Source organism: Sphaerisporangium dianthi, assembly GCF_042654065.1.
In the GTDB taxonomy this organism is placed as follows: Bacteria; Actinomycetota; Actinomycetes; order Streptosporangiales; family Streptosporangiaceae; genus Sphaerisporangium; species Sphaerisporangium dianthi.
Genome location: NZ_JBHSFP010000014.1, coordinates 177,819 through 195,554, shown reverse-complemented (window position 1 = coordinate 195,554; position 17,736 = coordinate 177,819). Strand labels below are relative to the sequence as shown.

General features: G+C 71.0%; 18 protein-coding genes. 13 read left to right on the top strand and 5 right to left on the bottom strand.

Annotated features, from left to right (window positions below):
• Positions 1–51 precede the first annotated feature (51 nt).
• Genes ACFO60_RS21315 through ACFO60_RS21305 form a run of 3 tightly spaced genes read left to right on the top strand, consistent with a single transcriptional unit; the run spans position 52 to position 2,441 of the window.
• Positions 52–480, top strand: coding sequence for an acyl-CoA thioesterase (locus ACFO60_RS21315; protein WP_380842668.1), 429 nt, complete (start codon positions 52–54; stop codon positions 478–480).
• A 33-nt stretch (positions 481–513) separates the two neighbouring features.
• Positions 514–1,053 (top strand): flavin reductase family protein, encoded by a 540-nt coding sequence (locus ACFO60_RS21310; RefSeq protein ID WP_380842665.1) that lies wholly within the window; start codon positions 514–516, stop codon positions 1,051–1,053.
• Positions 1,050–2,441 carry a cytochrome P450 gene (locus tag ACFO60_RS21305; protein WP_380842663.1) on the top strand — a complete coding sequence of 464 codons (1,392 nt, stop codon included), beginning with the start codon at positions 1,050–1,052 and terminating at the stop codon, positions 2,439–2,441. Before ACFO60_RS21310 ends, ACFO60_RS21305 begins: the two co-directional genes overlap by 4 nt.
• Before the next feature lie 335 nt (positions 2,442–2,776).
• Here ACFO60_RS21305 and ACFO60_RS21300 read toward each other — a convergent pair whose 3' ends face one another.
• Entirely contained in the window at positions 2,777–3,550 is a 774-nt protein-coding gene (locus ACFO60_RS21300) for a helix-turn-helix domain-containing protein (protein WP_380842660.1), read from the bottom strand.
• Positions 3,551–3,918: 368 nt separating this feature from the next.
• Here ACFO60_RS21300 and ACFO60_RS21295 point away from each other — a divergent pair, with 368 nt between their 5' ends.
• The 7 genes from ACFO60_RS21295 to ACFO60_RS21265 all read left to right on the top strand — a co-directional run bounded on the left by ACFO60_RS21295 (position 3,919) and on the right by ACFO60_RS21265 (position 12,287).
• Positions 3,919–4,488 (top strand): DUF5987 family protein, encoded by a 570-nt coding sequence (locus ACFO60_RS21295; RefSeq protein ID WP_380842657.1) that lies wholly within the window; start codon positions 3,919–3,921, stop codon positions 4,486–4,488.
• Complete coding sequence (locus tag ACFO60_RS21290) at positions 4,485–6,140, top strand: GMC family oxidoreductase N-terminal domain-containing protein (protein ID WP_380842654.1); 1,656 nt, start codon at positions 4,485–4,487, stop codon at positions 6,138–6,140. Before ACFO60_RS21295 ends, ACFO60_RS21290 begins: the two co-directional genes overlap by 4 nt.
• A 78-nt stretch (positions 6,141–6,218) precedes the next feature.
• Positions 6,219–7,322, top strand: a complete 1,104-nt coding sequence (locus ACFO60_RS21285) for a carboxymuconolactone decarboxylase family protein (RefSeq protein WP_380842651.1) — start codon at positions 6,219–6,221, stop codon at positions 7,320–7,322.
• 39 nt (positions 7,323–7,361) lie between these two features.
• Positions 7,362–8,165, top strand: coding sequence for a TIGR03084 family metal-binding protein (locus tag ACFO60_RS21280; RefSeq protein ID WP_380842648.1), 804 nt, complete (start codon positions 7,362–7,364; stop codon positions 8,163–8,165).
• A 292-nt stretch (positions 8,166–8,457) separates the two neighbouring features.
• On the top strand, positions 8,458–9,447 hold the full coding sequence (locus tag ACFO60_RS21275) for a prephenate dehydrogenase (RefSeq protein WP_380842645.1): 990 nt from the start codon (positions 8,458–8,460) through the stop codon (positions 9,445–9,447).
• 599 nt (positions 9,448–10,046) lie between these two features.
• Positions 10,047–11,705 carry an MFS transporter gene (locus ACFO60_RS21270; protein ID WP_380842642.1) on the top strand — a complete coding sequence of 553 codons (1,659 nt, stop codon included), beginning with the start codon at positions 10,047–10,049 and terminating at the stop codon, positions 11,703–11,705.
• A gap of 252 nt (positions 11,706–11,957) precedes the next feature.
• On the top strand, positions 11,958–12,287 hold the full coding sequence (locus tag ACFO60_RS21265) for a YciI family protein (RefSeq protein ID WP_380842640.1): 330 nt from the start codon (positions 11,958–11,960) through the stop codon (positions 12,285–12,287).
• Positions 12,288–12,447: 160 nt separating this feature from the next.
• Here the strand turns inward: ACFO60_RS21265 and ACFO60_RS21260 are convergent, their stop codons facing one another.
• The gene (locus ACFO60_RS21260) at positions 12,448–12,597 is read right to left on the bottom strand and encodes a hypothetical protein (RefSeq protein ID WP_380842637.1); all 150 of its coding nucleotides are present in this window, start codon (positions 12,595–12,597) and stop codon (positions 12,448–12,450) included.
• On the opposite strand from ACFO60_RS21260, the gene ACFO60_RS21255 reads away from it, so the two are divergent.
• Positions 12,589–12,774, top strand: coding sequence for an alpha/beta fold hydrolase (locus ACFO60_RS21255; protein ID WP_380842635.1), 186 nt, complete (start codon positions 12,589–12,591; stop codon positions 12,772–12,774). The two genes, ACFO60_RS21260 and ACFO60_RS21255, sit on opposite strands and share 9 nt — an antisense overlap.
• 149 nt (positions 12,775–12,923) lie before the next feature.
• Here ACFO60_RS21255 and ACFO60_RS21250 read toward each other — a convergent pair whose 3' ends face one another.
• From ACFO60_RS21250 to ACFO60_RS21240, 3 genes are all read right to left on the bottom strand, one after another.
• Entirely contained in the window at positions 12,924–13,220 is a 297-nt protein-coding gene (locus tag ACFO60_RS21250) for a hypothetical protein (protein WP_380842633.1), read from the bottom strand.
• Positions 13,221–13,261: 41 nt separating this feature from the next.
• Positions 13,262–13,726: a hypothetical protein gene (locus tag ACFO60_RS21245; RefSeq protein ID WP_380842631.1), complete on the bottom strand. Its 465-nt coding sequence runs from the start codon at positions 13,724–13,726 to the stop codon at positions 13,262–13,264.
• 263 nt (positions 13,727–13,989) lie between these two features.
• Positions 13,990–15,258 (bottom strand): acyltransferase family protein, encoded by a 1,269-nt coding sequence (locus ACFO60_RS21240; RefSeq protein ID WP_380842628.1) that lies wholly within the window; start codon positions 15,256–15,258, stop codon positions 13,990–13,992.
• 341 nt (positions 15,259–15,599) lie between these two features.
• Between ACFO60_RS21240 and ACFO60_RS21235 the strand changes: the two genes are divergently transcribed.
• A complete protein-coding gene (locus ACFO60_RS21235; protein ID WP_380842625.1) occupies positions 15,600–16,676 on the top strand; it encodes a DUF2855 family protein in 1,077 nt (358 codons plus the stop codon).
• Between the two features lie 115 nt (positions 16,677–16,791).
• Entirely contained in the window at positions 16,792–17,526 is a 735-nt protein-coding gene (locus ACFO60_RS21230; protein ID WP_380842622.1) for a DUF2306 domain-containing protein, read from the top strand.
• Positions 17,527–17,736: the final 210 nt, after the last annotated feature.

Genomic DNA, 17,736 nt, shown 5'->3' with positions numbered 1-17,736 from the left:
GCCGCCCTCACCGGGCGGCCCCCCGCCACACGGAAGGGCGGTCCTAGCCCGATGGGCAAGTACTACGAATACGCGCACACTGTCGGTTTCGAAGAGACCAACATCGTGGGGAACGTCTACTACGTCAACTACCTGCGCTGGCAGGGACGCTGCCGGGAGATGTTCCTCAAGGAGCGGGCGCCCGAGGTGCTCGCCGACCTCCAGGACGACCTGAAACTGTTCACGCTGAAGGTCGACTGCGAGTTCTTCGCCGAGATCACGGCCTTCAGCGAGCTGTCCATCAGGATGCGGCTGCAGGAGCTGGCCCAGACCCAGGTCGAGTTCAGCTTCGACTACGTCCGGCTCGACCCCGACGGGACCGAGACGCTGATCGCCCGGGGCCGGCAGCGCATCGCCTGCATGCGCGGGCCGAACACCCGCACGGTCCCCGCCAGGGTCCCCGACGCCTTGGCACGGGCGCTCGAACCGTATGCCTCATAGGCGCGGCCCCAGACAGTCAGCCAGGAGGACAGCGTGAACGTCGACCTATCCACGCGGACCCGCCCGGTGGCGGACGTGAAGTCGCTGCGGCGGGCGTTCGGGACGTTCGCCACCGGGGTCACCGTGGTGACGACGGGCGGCGCGGTTCCGCACGCCATGACCGCCAACTCGTTCACCTCGGTGTCCCTCGAACCGCCCCTGCTGCTGGTCTGCGTCGACCGGGGCGCGATGATGCACCAGTGCCTGACCACCACCGGGTTCTTCGGGGTGTCGGTGCTGGCCGCGCACCAGGAGGCCGAGGCGATGCACTTCGCCAACCGCTGGCGCCCCCTTGGGGCGGCCCAGTTCGAGAACGTCGACTGGGTCCCCGGTGAGGAGACCGGGGCGCCGCTGCTCACCGGGACCCTCGCCAGCTTCGAGTGCGAGGTCTTCCGCACCTACGACGGCGGCGACCACACCATCTTCATCGGCAGGATCCTCACTCTCACCCAGCAGACCGATCGTGACGGCCTGCTGTTCTTCAAGGGCAAGGTCCGCCAGATGAGCCCCGACTGGAGCGAGGTGCCGCTGTGACCCTCACCGGGCCCAAGGCGGGCAAGGCAGGAGACCGGGCGGCGCCGTCCGCCCGGCGGGTGCCGCCCGGACCGCCGCTGTGGGCGGGGCCGGGGCTGTTCAAGAAGCTCGCCACCGACCGGCTCGCGCTGATGAAGCTCGCCGCCACCTACGGCGACGCCGCCCGGCTGCGCATCGGGCCGAAGACGCTGTACTTCTTCAACCACCCCGACCACGCCAAGCACGTCCTGGCCGACAACAGCGGCAACTACCACAAGGGCGTGGGCCTGGTCCAGGCGCGGCGCGCCATCGGCGACGGCCTGCTGACCAGCGAGGGCGAGCTGTGGCGCAAGCAGCGCCGGATGATCCAGCCGGTGTTCCAGAACAAGCGGATCTCCCGGATGGACCAGGTCATCGCCGCGGAGGCGGCCGGGCTCGTCGAGCGGCTGCGCTCGCACGCCGGCGGCGAGCCGGTCGACGTCGTCCAGGAGATGACCTGGCTCAGCCTCGGCGTGCTCGGGCGCACCCTGCTCGACGCCGACCTCGGCGCGTTCAGCTCGATCGGCCACTCCTTCGAGGCCGTCCAGGACCAGGCGATGTTCGAGCTCATCACGCTGAGCAAGGTGCCCATGTGGGTGCCGCTGCCCAAGCAGCTGCGCTTCCGCCGCGCCCGCGCCGAACTGCAGCGCATCGTCGACCACCTGGTCGCCGGCCGGCTGGACCGTGCCGAGGGCCTCGGAGACGACGTCGTCTCCCGGCTGATCGGCTCGACCGCCCAGGAGGCGGACCCGCGCGTCGGCCGGCAGCGGATGCGCGACGAGCTGGTCACGCTGCTGCTCGCCGGGCACGAGACCACGGCCAGCACCCTGGCGTGGACGTTCCACCTCATCGACCGGCACCCCGAGGTGCGCGAGAGGCTGCGCGCCGAGGCGGCCGAGGTGCTCGGCGACCGGCTGCCGGTCTACGAGGACCTGCACCGCCTGCGCTACACGGCGATGGTGGTGGAGGAGGTCATGCGGCTCTACCCGCCGGTGTGGATGCTGCCCCGGGAGGCCCAGGCGGACGACGAGGTCGGCGGCTACCACGTGCCGGCCGGGTCCGACGTGCTGATCAGCCCGTACACGCTGCACCGCCACCCGGCGTTCTGGGACGCGCCCGACCGGTTCGACCCGGACCGGTTCGACCCGGACCGCCCGGTGAACCGGCCGCGGTACGCCTACATCCCGTTCGGCGCCGGGCCGCGGTTCTGCGTCGGCAACCACCTCGGGATGATGGAGGCCACGTTCGTGATCGCCATGGTCGCCCGCGACCTGCGGCTGACCCAGCTGCCCGGGCACGAGGCCGTGGCGGAGCCCATGCTCTCCCTGCGCGTGCGCGGCGGCCTGCCGATGACCGTCCACCCCGCCTGACGGGCGGGACGCGGGCGGCGAGAGACGCCGAAGGCGGGCGCCCCTTCTCTGGGGAGCCCGCCTTTCCGCTTGCCCTCCGGTGAACACACGACGAGGGGGACGAGACGCGGGGAAACGCCGGCCAGGGGAAACGACGGCCGGAGAGAACAAGGAGCGAGGAAAGGGCGCCCGGATCATGGGCGTCCGGGCTCACAGGACGCCGGGGGTCATGGGCGTCAGGACGGATCGGCGCCGCGGTCAGAGGTGCCGCGGTCAGAGGCGCCGCGGTCACCGGCGCCGGAGACGGCGCCCGATGCCGCCGGCGCGTGAGGTGCCCGGCCCGGAGGACGAACGGATCAGTGGATCAGCTGGGGGACGTTGACCGGCAGCAGGTCGCGCAGGGCGAGCAGCACGGGCGGGTCGAGCGGGCGCATCGGCCGCAGCGACAGGTCGGCGACCCTGGTGTGCGTGCCGGGCCGTACGGTGATCGGACCGTGGCGCCCGATGCAGACGGCCGTGTCGCCGCCGGGCGCGTGGTCGAGGGCGTCTTCGCGTCCCGGGGCGATGGCCTGCGCCATCAGGTGCCAGTCACCTTGCGGCACGTCCTCCAGCACGTAGGGACCGGGCTTGGGCAGGATCGTGTACTTGACGGGCCGGCCTTCGAGGATCCGGTCGGGGAAGAGCCCGGCGAAGATGGGCTGGTCCTCCAGCGGGGAGAAGATGTCCCCCCTGATCGTCGTGGTCACCGGCCCCATGATGGGCGGCTCTTCCAGGCCGTCGAACGGCATGTCAGGCGCGACGCTCTTGAGCTGGCGGTACTTGGTCGGGGAGACCCCCACGCTGCTGGTGAAGCGGGAGCTGAAGGTGCCGACGCTGGAGTACCCCACCCGGTGGCTGATGTCGGTGACGGTCAGCGAGGTGGAGGCCAGGAGCCGCTTGGCCTCCTGGATGCGGACGGCGGACAGGAAGCGGCCGGGCGAAAGCCCGGTGACCCGCTGGAAGACGCGGGAGAAGTGAAACTTGCTGAACATCGCCGTACGCGCCATGTCATTGATGGTCAATGGCTCGCCCAGGTTCTCGTGCATGCTCCTGACGACGCGCATGACGGCCTGTTCGATTGCGCTATCCATTGCTCCTCCCGTGCATTAGAGGTGTTTGCGGAATAGACCCCGAATTGCCACGGGAGAACTCATATTCGTGAGCCTCCGTCATCTGCTCACACCTCACTGCAGTGGATGGACCCCACCCGGTCACCGTATGAATTCCGGGAAAGACGACGCTCGACGACGACACATCGACGGCACTCGGCCATGTCATCAGAATTGGCGGCCGTCACCTTCTGCGACAACCCCTAAGGTCCCCCTGCCTGCTCATATCCACTTTCAGCGGGCGTCACGGGGAGCGAATGTGAAAGCAACTCAGAAGATGCAGCCGGAGGCGGGCGTGCCTGAACGTTGAACTGGTCAGCCGCCGCCCGGGACCGACGAAGGGAACGCCTATGCCGTCGCCAACCCCCGAGGGGAAACACGCGAGGACGATGACGCTGGAGGCGTTCGCCGACACGATCGTCCCCGGAGAGAAGCGGTCGCCGGACGACAGGGCCATCGCGGGCGCCACCACCGGCGGCGGAGCGGTTCAGGCCGGCGTCATCGAGCTGATCGAGTGGGACGCGACCGGCCTGGCCGAGGGCCTGGACGGCTTCGCCTCCGCGCTGGACGCCCACGCGCACGCCTACGCCGGCGAGCAGGGCCTCACCCTGGACGAGGACGTGCCGCCCTTCGTCGCCCTTCCCTTCGAGCACCGCACGGCCCTGGTGCAGCGGCTGACGCTCCCCGGCCACCCAGAGAAGGCTCTGTGGGTCAGCCTGGCGCTGTTCAGCAACATGGCCTTCGACTCGGCGGCCCACATGCACACCGCCGACGCGATCGCCCAGGGGCACCCCGGACTCATCGCGCTGGGCATCGAGAAGCCCGGCGCCGACGGCCTGTGGCGGTTCGACGAGTACACCTACGGCCGGCCGCTGGCCCGCCTGCACCCGGACACGACGCCCTCAGGGAGCCCCGCATGACCAGCACCGAACGCACCGACGTCCTCGTGGTCGGCAGCGGCTTCGGCGGCGCGATCGCGGCCTACCACCTCGCCGCGGGCGGCGCGAAGGTCGTGGTGCTCGAACGGGGGCCGTGGCTGACCGGCGAGGACTTCGACCAGGACTTCAAGCTCGGATCGTCCTACACGCGGGCGTTCGACTTCGTCGTCGGCGACGGCATGAGCATCCTCGGCGGCAACTGCGTGGGCGGCGGCAGCGTCGTCTACTTCGCCGCGATGCCGCGCGCGCCGCGCTTCGTCTTCGAGCGCCATGGCAGCATCGGCCGGCGCATGTGGCCGGAAGCCATCAGCCGCGACACCCTCGACCCGTGGTACGACCGGGTGGCGGAGTCCATCCCGATCTACCAGCAGGGGTGGAACGACGTCTCCTACGCGGGCGGCCTGTGGGCGGCGGCGTGCGACCACGCGGGCCGCACGGCCAACCCGGTGCCGGTCGCCGTCGACCCGACCCAGTGCGTGAACTGCAACTGGATGATGGCCGGCTGCCGCTTCGACGCCAAGAAGTCGCTGCTGTTCACCTACCTGCCCGCGGCGCTCTCGCACGGGGCCGAGATCCGGCCGCTGCACGAGGTGCAGCACATCTCCCGCACCGACGACGGCGGCTACCGCGTCCACTACGAGGTCGTCGACGGCGAGGACTACCGGATCACCGCCGGAAGCGGCACCATCGACGCCAAGATCATCGTCCTGGCGGCCGGCGCGGGCGCCACCCCCGTCATCCTCCAGCGCAGCGAGGCCACGCTGGGCGCCATGCCGCGCGCCGTCGGCCGCTACTTCTCCGGCAACGGCGAGCGGCTCAACACCGCCATCCTCAACGAGGACAAGGTGCGCGACGTCCTCGGCCTCTCGCGCGGGAACGGCCTGGCCTACGAGGCCAACCAGATCGGCAGGGGACCGGTCGTCGCCAACTGGGACCACCTGGACGGCTCGCTGCCCGAGTTCGAGCGCTTCTCGCTGGAGCAGTTGTACTTCCCGCCGGGCCTCGGCACCATTCTCGCCCAGGTCCCCGGCGCCGAGGGCATCAGCTGGTTCGGCGTGGACAAGAAGGAAGTGCTCAAGCGCTGGCGCTCCTGGCTGATCATCTTCCAGATGATCGAGGACAACAACGAGGGCGTCTTCGGCCCGCCGCCGGCCCGGGGCAACGCCGACCGGTTGTCGCAGCAGATGCTCGGCATCGGCAGGCTGCGCTACGACCCGACCCCGCAGACGCTGCGCGCCTGGGCCCTGGCCGACGCCGAGTGCAAGGACATCCTCGAACGCGACGGGCTCGCCGAGGTGGCCGCGTGGACCAACGACGTGGTCGGCGCCTACACAGTGCACCCGCTCTCGTCCTGCCGCATCGGCGACGACCCGGAGACCTCGGCCCTGGACGACCGCCACGAGCTGCGCGGCCACCCCGGCATCTTCGTCACCGACGGCTCCGCCGTCCCCGGCGCGCTCACGGTCAACCCGGCGATGACCATCTCCGCCCTCGCCGAGCGCGCGATCCCCGGCATCGTCGCGGCCGCCCGCGAGCGGGGCGTCGAGGTCACCTACGGGGCCCCGGCGCCGAACGGCGGCGTCGCCACCCGCCGCGCCGCCGCGCCCCAGATCCCCGAACTGATGCGCCGGTAGCCCGGTGGCGCCGCGAGGTTTCCGGCGGCGTGCCGGTCGAGGCGTGTCCGCGGACGACCAGGTAGAGGAGGGGGAGCGATGGGCAAGGTGCTCAGCCGCTTGACGCTGCCCGGGGTGCTGAGGCAGGTGCGGCATGTCGAGCCGGTGCGGCCCGCCGCGGCCGGCGGCCTGGTCGCCCGGGTGTACACGCAGGTCGAGCGGGACTTCGGCATGCTCGCGCCGCCCATGATCCTGCACTCGCCGGCTCCCGAGCCGCTCGCCGCCGCCTGGGGGATCCTGCGCGAGTCGCTCCTCGCCGCCGGGACCGTGGAGCGGCCGGTCAAGGAGGCGGTCGCCACCGCGGTGTCGGCCGCCAACGCCTGCCCGTACTGCGTCGACGTCCACCGCGCCACCATGGACGGCCTGGTGGCGGGCAACCCGGCCCGCGAAATCGCCGGCGCCCGCGCCGAGGCGATCACCGACCCGGTCGTGCGCAGGGTGGCCGCGTGGACGCTGGCCGGCGCCACCCGCGCGGGGGCCGCCCGGCAGGCCCCGCCCGAGCCGCCGGAGCGCACCCGCGAGCTGGCCGCGGTCGCGGTGACCTTCCAGTACCTCAACCGCATGGTGAACGTCTTCCTCGGCGAGTCCCTGCTGCCCCCGCAGGTTCCCGATCGGGCGCGCGGACCGCTCATGCGGCTGTTCGGCCTGGTCATGCGCCCGGCCGCCCGCAGGGCCGCCGCCCCCGGTGCGTCCCTGGTCCTGCTGCCCCCCGCGCCGCTCCCCGGCGACCTGGCCTGGGCGGAGGGCACGCCGTTCATCGCCGGAGCCTTCGCCCGCGCCGCCGCGGCGATGGAGCAGGCGGGCCGCCACTCGGTGCCGGCCCCGGTACGGGAGCTCGTGACGGCCGAGCTCGCCGCGTGGAACGGCGAGCCGAAGGGGCCGAGCCGCGCATGGGCCGAGGACGCGGTGTCGGCGCTGCCGTCGGGCCTGCGCCCCAGCGGCCGGCTGGCGCTTCTGACCGCGATGGCGTCCTACCAGGTCGACGACGCGCTCGTGGCGCGGTTCCGGGCCGAGACGCCCGGTGACCGGGCCCTGGTCGAGTTGACGTCCTGGGCGAGCTTCACCGCGGCCCGCCACGTCGGCGCCTGGCTGCGCACCACGACCGCGTCCCCCGGCGGCCCCGGCTCCGTCGCCCACCCGTGACCGACGACCAGTGACCAGTACCAGTGAGAGGAGAGACACGTGTCCGAACTGGATGCCGTGCTCGCAGACCTGACCGCGGAAGGTGAGCAACTCGACGACCTGGTCGCCGGCCTCACCCCCGACCAGTGGAGCCTGCCCACCCCCGCCCCGGGATGGACGGTCGCCGACCAGATCGCCCACCTGGCGTTCATCTTCCGCATCGCCGGCACCGCGGCCGCCGACCCCGAGAAGTTCAAGGCCATCGCCGCGGGCGCCGAGCACGACTTCAACGGCGCGGTGAACGCCGCGCTCGCCGACTACGCCGACGACACGCCCGAGGTGCTGCTGGCCCGCTGGCGCGCCGAGCGCGCGTTCGTCGTGGACGCGCTCGCCGGTGTGCCGGCCGGGCAGGTGGTGCCGTGGCTGGTCAACCCGCTGCCGCCGATCATCCTCACCTGCGCGGGCATCATGGAGCAGTTCGCGCACGGGCAGGACATCGCCGACGCGCTGGGCGTGAGCCTGGAGCGCACGGACCGCATCCAGCACCTGGTGATCTTCGCGATCCTGACCAAGGACTTCGGGTACCAGGCACGGGGCCTGACCCCGCCGCCCGTGGAGTTCCGCTGGGAGCTCACCGCCCCCTCCGGCGAGCTGTGGGCGTTCGGCCCCGAGGACGCCGAGCAGCGGATCACCGGCCCGGCGGTGGACTTCTGCCTGCTGGCGACCCGGCGCCGCCACCGCGACGACCTGGCGGTCACCGCGGTCGGCCCGGACGCCGATCACTGGCTGGACATCGCCCAGTGCTACCGCGGCCCCGCCGGAGCCGGCCGCACCCCGGGTCAGTTCGCCACCGCCGGAGTCTAGGCGCGCGTGATCTGGATCGAGGCCTCACCGGACGAGCGCCGGTGAGGCCTTCGCCATGCCCTCGTCCGCCCGCGCGTCCGAGGGGGCGGGGAAAAGGAATCCCGAACGGCCGCCCAGCGGCGGGGAATGGCAGGAAACGGATGGCGATCGGCAGCTTGCTGCCTTTCTTTTCCACCTCTTTCAGGGCCGGAACGGCGCACAGTTGGTGGTGCGGAACGATTTCGCACGGGAATCCGCCGCCGGCGCTTTCTCCGAACCGGTGAAGAGGACGAAGAGGAAAGGGAACGCCACCATGGTGATCACGATGATCGCGGGCGCCACGCCATCGCACCTCCAGGCGGCCGGCGCGCCGGGCTCGCCCGCGATCCGCCGCGTCACGGTCATCGGCACCGGGGTGATCGGCACCTCGATCGCGCTCGGCCTGCGGCGCGCCGGCGTCCAGGTCGCGCTGTCCGACCGGGACGCCGCCTCGCTGGCGCAGGCGGTGCGGATGGGCGCGGGCGTGCCGCTCGGGCCGGGCACCCCGCCCGCCGACGTGGTGGTCATCGCGACCCCGCCGTCCACCGTGGTCCCCGTGCTGCGCGACGCGCAGGCCCGCGGGCTCGGCGCCGCCTACACCGACGTGGCCAGCACCAAGGGCGGCATCGCGGCCGAGGCCGCCCTGGCCGGCTGCGACCTTTCGACCTACGTTCCCGGGCACCCCATGGCGGGCCGCGAGCTTTCCGGGCCCGCGGCCGCCCGCGAGGAGCTGTTCGCCGGGCGGCCGTGGGCTCTGTGCCCGCACTCCGAGACGCCGGGGGAGACCGTCGCGCTCGTCGCCCGTCTGGTCGAGGTGTGCGGAGGGCAGGTGAAGGTACTGGCCCCCGGCGCCCACGACCGGGTGGTGGCCGCCGTGTCGCACGCGCCGCACCTGGTGTCGGCGGCGCTCGCCGCCCGGTTCGCCGGCGCGGACGAGGCGGCGCTGTCGCTGGCCGGGGCGGGGCTGCAGGACACCACGCGCATCGCGAACGGCGACCCGGACCTGTGGTCGGACATCCTGCGGCAGAACGGCGAACCGGTCGCCGCCGTGCTCGAAGCGGTGGCGCGCGACCTGGCCGAGGTCGCCGCCGCGCTGCGCGCGGGCGACGCGGCCGCGACCGGCGTCCTCGCCGACCTGCTCGTCAGGGGCAAGGCCGGCCGCGAGCGCATCGTCGAGGCGGGGCCGTCGCGCTGGACGCAGCCCAAGCCCGCCGGGCCCGTCGCGCCCGTCGCGCCCGTCCGGGCGGCGCGGGCGGCGGCCTGAACGGCCCGTTCCCGGCGACAGAGCATTTTGAAAGAAGTACCGCGGAGTGGCCGACGAGACAATGCTGGGGGAGAACATCGGCGGATGGCCGCGGCCCGGTCACCGCCGGCGGAAAGGAGCGTGCCGACCAGCATGACAAGACGGCTTGACTTGGCTTTACCGGAGAGGTTCCGCCCTGTGGCGTACCCCGGTGGCCAGGTCCGGAGCAATGCGCGTCGGCTGGTGTCGGTGTGTCCTTTCGTGTTGCGCTCTGACCGGTTCATCACTCCGGCAGGGCGATTTGATGAAATCCCCGCTTTCTCTCTTCTCAGGCGGGGTGTGCGGGAATGTCGCTCGGTCTCCCGTCGCGTCCTCTGGTGGCGATCCCTGGGTGACCCGTTCGTCCGGGTCCCTGCCGTACCGCAGGCGCCGCCCGCGTGATCAGCCCGATCTCGGATCCCTGGGGAAGGGGGCGCCGCTGCCGGAATTCCGCGGCCGGTACGCCCTCCTCCAGCGGGCGCGGGAGGACCGGCCTGACATCGAGCACGTCCCTGTAATCGCACCACCGACTCCAAGCGGCCATTCCGCTGGTGCGCGGCCGACGAAGAGAGGACAAGAATGTGACCGACGATGTGCGGCTCAAGGCCGGACGACGTGAGTGGGTGGGCCTGGCGGTTCTGGCCCTGCCCGCGATTCTCGTCGCCCTGGACATCTTCGTGGTGCTCCTGGCGCTGCCCGAGGTGAGCGCGAAGCTCGGCGCCAACAGCACACAGCAGCTCTGGATCGTGGACATCTACGGGTTCATGGTCGCGGGCTTCCTCATCACCGCGGGCAACCTCGGCGACCGCATCGGCCGCCGCAAGCTGCTCCTGATCGGCGCGGCGGCCTTCGGCGTCGCCTCGGTCGTGGCGGCCTACTCCACCAGCGCCATCACGCTCATCATCGCCCGTGCGGTGCTCGGCATCGCCGGCGCCACCCTCGGCCCGTCCACGCTCTCGCTGATCAGCAACATGTTCCGCGACGACAAGCAGCGCGCGACCGCGATCGGCGTCTGGGCCGGGTCCTTCTCGCTGGGCGCGATCCTCGGCCCGGTCGTCGGCGGCGTCCTGCTGGAGCACTTCTGGTGGGGCTCGGTCTTCCTGCTGGGCGTGCCGCCGATGGTGCTGCTGCTCATCGCGGGCCCGATCCTGCTGCCCGAGTACCGCAACGCCCAGGCCGGGAAGATCGACTTCACCAGCGTGGCCCTTTCGCTGGCGGCGGTCCTGCCGGTCATCTACGGCATCAAGGAGCTCGCCCGCACCGGCTGGCAGGCGATTCCCCTCGTCGCCCTGGTGTTCGGCCTGGTCATGGCGGTCGTGTTCCTGCGCCGCCAGCGCGCGCTGAGCGACCCGCTGCTCGACCTGCGGCTGTTCGGCAACAAGATGTTCAACACCGAGCTGGGCAGCATGCTCCTCTACAGCGCGCTGACCGGCACCACCATGCTGTTCATCGCCCAGTACTTCCAGACGGTGGCGGGCATGACACCGCTGCAGGCCGGCCTCGGCCTGCTCCCCGGCCTGCTGCTCGGCATCGTCAGCGTCACGGTGGGGCCGCAGCTCGGCGGTAAGTTCAAGCCCGCCCACCTCATCGCGGGCGGCCTGATCGTCGTGGTCGCGGGCCTGGTGATCCTCACCTTCTCCACCTCGGCGGCCGGCATGATCATCGGGTACGCCGTCTGGTGCCTCGGCGGCGGTCCGCTGCTCACGCTCGGCATGGGCCTGGTCGTCGGGTCCGTCCCGCCGGAGAAGGCCGGGTCGGCGTCGTCGCTGGCGCAGATCTCCAACGAGTTCGGCTACGCGCTCGGCATCGCCACCATCGGCACCATCGGCACCCTCGTGTACCGCACGCAGGTCGCCGACGCCATCCCCGCGGGTGTCCCGGCCGCCGCGGCCGGAGCCGCCCGGGAGAGCGTCTCGGGGGCCGCGGCCGCGGCCGGGGGGCTGCCTCAGCAGGCCGCCGAGACGCTGCTCGCCCCTGCCCACGCGGCGTTCACCAGCGGCCTGCACGTGGTGGCGGCCATCAGCGCCCTGGTCGTCCTCGGCGTCGCCATCCTCAACGCGGTCGTGCTGAAGGACCTGCCCCCCTTCGGGCAGCCCCCGGCCGGCCCGGACGGCGGCGAGGCGGGCGCGGGGCCGGAGGCGAACGGCCAGGCGCGGTCCAGCGACGCGGACGCCGGCGAGGCGCAGGCGAGCGCCCAGCCGGTCCGCGACGAGGTCGCCGTGGCGGGACGCGAGTCCTAGCGGTGGACGTCGGGGGCCCGGCGGACCGGTCGTCCGCCGGGCCCCCGACGGCACCGGGCGCGGGCCGCGCGAAGCCCGGAGGTCGTGCATCTCTGGATTCGCGCAGCCGGATCCCATTTCTGGATCGACCGAATATCGCTATATGTGTCGATGCCGGGACACCAAAGACTCGGACCGTACCATCGATTAAAGAACGATCCCATACGGTGGTAGCCGGTTCGTTGTAAATGAAAACGACGAGAGGAAATCCTGATGGCTCAGTTCGCGGTTCTGCTTTACGCTCCCACCCCCGCCGACTGGTCGGAGGCTCCGCAGGAGGAGCTTGAGGCGCACGGCGCGTACGCGGGCAAGATCGAGGAGCTCGGCGCCAGCATCGTCGCCGGCTACGCCCTCCAGCCCAGCACCACCGCCAAGGCCGTCCGCAGCGACGGCGTCACCGACGGCGCCTTCATCGACGCCAAGGAGGTGCTCGGCGGCTTCACCGTGATCGAGGCCCGTGACATCGACCACGCCGTGGAGATCGCCAAGCTCAGCCCCGGCACCTGGCGCGGTGGCATCGAGGTCCGCCCCCTGTTCGGCTGACTTCCCCACCCGCCGCGCCCCCGGCGCGGACGGGCTCCGAGAGAACGCGGAACGCCGCGGCGACCAGAAGGTCCGCCGCGGCGTTCCGCCGTACGGAATCACCCGGCGTGGACGGCGAAGAACGCCGTCGCTCAGGATGAAGGCGCCTCGTCGACGGTCATCACGGCCGGCTGACCCGCCGGTCCCGTCGTTCGGCCAACTCCTCCGCGCCGACCAGGGTCAGAATCGGGGTGCCCGGCAGCGCGAACATGGTCACCACCAGCTGCGACTGCGCGTCCGGAAGGTTGTTGGCGCCCTGAAGATGGATCACGTCGCCCCCTGGCTCGAACAGGGCGTCACCCGCTCCGCCGCCGACTATCGCATAGTGCCGAGCGCGCAAATCGAGATGCTGCCCGGCCTCGGACACTCACCCATGATCGAGGATCCGCGGCGCACCGCCGATCTCCTCCTGGCCTTCACCACGATCCACGCCGCACGGGCGGACTGAACCAGCCGACACCGCCGTGCTCGCGTCGGCTCGGCCATCTCGCCCGTTGATGCGGCAGTTTCGCGGCATCAACGGGAGGCGGGGGTGCGCGGGTCGTCCTTCATGCCCGGCCTGGTCAGCCGACTCGTCGCGTTCCACTTGTCTGACCGTTATCGCTTATCGGTCCGGCTCGGATGTCCGGTGCCGGCGCGTGTGATCCACAGCGTCCGCTGCGCATCGTCAATGGCGTACCAGATGCGACCACCGGCGGTGGCTTCGTACTGCCACTGCTCTAGCGCCTCGCCACCCACCTTGACGGTGCCGAGTGCCCCTTTCAGAGGATGCTGGCGGCTGTCCACGTGGCGTGGGTCGCTGGTGATGGCCACCCATGCGCGGTCGAGATTCTCCAGCGCCTGAATGAGGAGGTGCCGCCAGCCTTCAGCCGCTCTGCGGTCGGCGAAGCGCACCACCCATGGCTTGGGGCGGGGTACCTCGGCGCCTCGGCCGGTCATTCGGAGTGGTCGGCCGGGCGGGTGACCTCACCGCCGTCGCCGGAGAAGGGGCCCTGGAGGTCGTGCGCGAGTTGCGGGTCACTCCAGGCGATCGCGGTGGATCGCCAGGAGGTGAGGGCGCGGCTGAAAGGAACGAGCTCGCCTGTGTCCGCGCCGGCGACCAGGTGTCCGAGGAGTTCCGCCACGCAGGCATGCCGTTCGGTGTCGGGCAGCCAGGTGGTCCAGGGCAGTTCCTCGGTGAGCACCTCTTCGGCGAGGTCGCTGTTGCGGCGGGCGAGGATCGCAAGGGCACGGGCGGCGATGCGCAGCGTGGAAACGCCTGCCTCGAATCGTTCGGCGCGCATGAGGATGAGGTTCTCGTCGTCGCGACGCTCCAGGATGACGTCGGCGTCGTCGAGAGACGGAAGGACCTGCGACGGTCCACGTAGGAAGGCGCTGTAAGGGAAGCTCTTCGTCGCCATGACTCGCATGGTATCTGAACTACTTCAGATCACTCCGTCGCGCTACTGGATCGCCGATCTGGCACTCCAGCGAACTTCTAGCGGGCCTTCCCGGACGTCGTACGACGCGGCTCACATCCGAGTAAGGCGAAGCGAGCCGCCCAGCAACCGCTTTGGCCGACTTCGCCCGTCATGCCCCCGGCTCATGACCCGTCCGGCTTGTGCGACAGCGGCCGGCAGGCAGGCACCGGGTCTGCCTGATTGGACAGACCCGGTGGCTCCCGTCAGGAGTCGGGGGTGGTGGAGGAGGAGGCGCCGGCGAGGGCGGGAGGCTCGGGGGTGGTGCCGGACGCGGACGCGGCCGCGGGCGCGGTCGACGGGGTGGTGGCCGCGACGTGGCGCGAGCGGCTGCGGGAGGAGGCGAAGCGGCGCATGATGGGCGTCTCCACCAGGTGGAACATCGCCGCCGCGATGGCCAGCGAGACCAGGAACAGCAGTGCGACGATGCCGAGCGCCACCGGTGTGCTGTAACTCTTGCCGCCGGTCAGCCACATCGTGCCGAAGATCACCACGAGCAGGTGGCACATGTAGAAGGCGAAGGACACCTCGCCGAGCCACACCACGACCCGGTTGCGCAGCCAGCTCGGACGGCGGTTCACGTCGACGATGGCCGCGTTGGCGATCATGAGGGCGAGCGGGATCACCGTGGCCGCCGCCTGCGGGTAGGTCAGCGGCAGGTGCGGGGCGACGAAGTAGGCGAAAACGGTCAGCGCGACCGAGCTGCCGAGGCTGAGCGGCACCCGCCTGCCGGTGATGACGATGCGGGCCGCGATGATGCCGAGGACGAACTCCAGCAGCCGCACCGGCGGGAACTTGGAGGTGAACCAGAATTCCAGGTGCGCCGACTGGGTCCACGGCTGGTACATGCCGCCGGCGCCCGGCAGCAGGGTGGCGGCGAGCGGGACCAGGAAGATGACCGCGACGATGCCGATCGCCCACGCCCACAGCCGCTCGGGCTTGATACGGACGATGTAGCGGATCATGAACGGGAACAGGAAGTAGAACAACGCCTCGTTGGACAGCGACCAGGACACCGAGTTGTAGGCGGTCCAGATGTCCAGCGGCGCGAACCACGCCTGCAACAGGGTGACGTTCAGCACGGTGCTCAGTCCGCTGAACGTCATCTTCATCACCGTGCCGAACAGAATGGCGGCGGCGACGAAGGTCAGCAGGTGGTTGGGCCAGACCTTGAAGAAACGACGGCGCCAGAACTTCGATGTCGTGTCGCCGGGGCGCATCGACCAGGTGAGGACGAAACCGCTCAGCAGGAAGAAGAAGCTGACGCTCGCCCAGTTCCCCTCCCAGAAATACGACGCGAGGGTGCCGGGCATGGGCATCATGTGCCAGTCCTTGGCGGCGAACACGTTCGTGCACAGGACGTGGAAGGCGAAGGGGAACAGACAGGCCACGAACCGCATTCCGGTGAGCGAGGGAAGCTGCGGCTGAATGACCGGGGCGCGGGCCTCGCCCTGTTTCAACGTTGAATCCACCATGTGACGTGCCTTTCGACGTTCGGGCTCACTGGGACTCGATCGAGCGGTAGCACCAAGCGGCCTCGACACGGTCGGGCGGCCACTTTCCACGAGCCGGTAGCACAAGGGTGGCGTCCCGCGCTCTTGCCCACATATTCCGTATTGCGGAGTTGCCCGCCCGGTGGCGCCGGAACGCGGCGTGATCGCGGCGGGACCGTAATGCCGCAATCCAGAAGATGCGGCGCGGAAAGGCGGCGGAGAACGATGTGGCGGTGTGGGCCGTGTGCTCACTTCCGCGGTGTTCCGGTGCCCCGGTCCGTCGGCGACCGCCGGCCCGCGGGCGACGAACGAAGGAGATGGCAGTGTCTCACCCGGACAGATGGGATCTGGTCTTCAAGCGCGACGATCTGACGGTGAGCGAGATCCGGGACGCGGCGTCTCCTGGCCTCGAGCCCGGCGAGGTGCGGCTCGCGGTCGAGAACTTCGGCCTTACGGCCAACAACGCCACCTACGCGCGTTTCGGCGAATCCGACATCCCCTTCTTCGACGCTTTCCCCGGCCCGGAGGGATACGGCCGCGTCCCCGTCTGGGGGCACGCCAGGGTCGAGGAGTCCCGCCACCCGGAGATCGCCGTCGGCACGCGTTACTTCGGCTACCTGCCGATGTCCACCCACCACGTGGTCGCGCCGCAGGTCACGCCGCGCGGTTTCGCCGACCTCACGCCGCAGCGGCACTTCCTGCACCCCTGGTACTGGCACTTCGAGCTGGCCGCGGAGCCCGACGCGCTGGACGAGCGGCGCACGCTCATCCACCCGGTCTACCCGGCGGCCTACAACCTGGCCGACCTGCTGCAGCGCCTGGCCGAGGCCGGCGCCCGCACGGTCGTGCTGACCAGCGCCTCCAGCAAGGTGGCCATCGGGCTGGTCGAGGAGGCGGCGGCGCGCGGCCTCGGCCTGACGACCGTCGGGTTCACCTCGGCGCGCAACGCCGCGTTCGTCGGCGGCCTCGGCCTGTACGACACGGTCGCCTCCTACGAGGACCTGGCGTCGGTCTCGATCGAGGGCCCGGCCGTGTTCGTGGACCTCACCGGTGAGGCCACCCTGCGGCTGGCCGTCGCCGAGCGTTTCGCGGACGAGCTGGTCAACACCACGCTCATCGGCTTCACCCACCCCGGCGCCCAGGTGCCTCCGCCGCCCGGCCTGCGCGGCCCCGCGGCAGAGGTGTTCTTCACCCCTGCGGTGGAGTGGACGGTCGCCGAGGCGGAGGGCCCGGAGAACTACTACGCCCGGTACGCCGCGTCCGAGGAGCGCTTCCTGGCGAGCACGGCGTCGTGGCTGACCATCGAGCACGCGCAGGGGCCGGAGGCGATCGTCGAGGTCTTCGGCGACGTGCTCGCCGGAAAGCAGCCGCCGGACCTCGGCTTCGTCCTTCGTCCCTGATGCCCGACCCGGGCCGGCGGGGCCACGACGGTGGCCCCGCGGCTCAGGCGTGGCCACATCGGGGGAGATCCACAGCGGCTCGATGCCGGGCCTCGTCAGCATGAGGAGAACAACCGTGACACTGGATACCGACAAGGCCGGCGTCCCCACCGGGCTGGCCGATCCTCCGGCCCGCCCGCAGGCGCAGGCTCCCGCTTCCCGTCCGAGCAAGTCGTGGTGGCGCCGTCCCTGGATCGCCCCGTTGCTGGTCATCGTCGTGACCTACCTGGTCTACCAGATCTCGCCGTACGTGCCCGAGAGCAAGGCGCCGACGCCGCCGCACGACGGCTTCCCCGCCTACTACCCGCTGCTCGTGGTGCACATGGTGTGCGGCACCGTGGCCATCGTGACCGCCTGCTTCCAGGTGTGGCCGTGGCTGCGCAAGAAGCACCCCGCCGTCCACCGCGTCAGCGGCCGGCTGTACGCGCTGGGAGCGGTGGTCGGCGGCATCATCGGCCTGATCCTGGTGCCCTTCGCGCCGCCGGTCGGGCAGATCGGCGTCGCCGCCGCGACGAGCCTGTGGATCATCTTCACCGTGACGGCGGTCGTCTACGCGCGCAAGCGCCGCTTCGACCTGCACCGCCGTTTCATGCTCTACAGCTTCGCCATCATCATGAACAACATCTGGGGCGTGCTGATCGTCAACGTCCTGATGCGGCTCCCGTTCGAGGTCGGGTTCACCTACATGCTGGAAGCGGCCCGCTGGACCGGGTGGGTGTTCAACCTGATCCTGGTGCAGATGTGGCTCTACCACACCGAGGGCCGCAAGATCGGCGTCCCCGGCCCCCGGGCCGAGCGGGTGGACGCCTGAGCCCTCCGCGCGACGACCTCACAGAGGCGTCCTCAGCACAGAGACGTCCTCAACGGAGAAGCCCTCTCAGAGACCTCCTCAGAGCGAAGAACTCACAGCGAAGACGTCAGAGCGAAGACCTCATGGAACGGCCGGCAGGCACCCTGCCGGCCGTTTCGCGTGCGCGGGGACCCTGATGTACCGGGCTCCCGGATACTCGGCCCGGACACA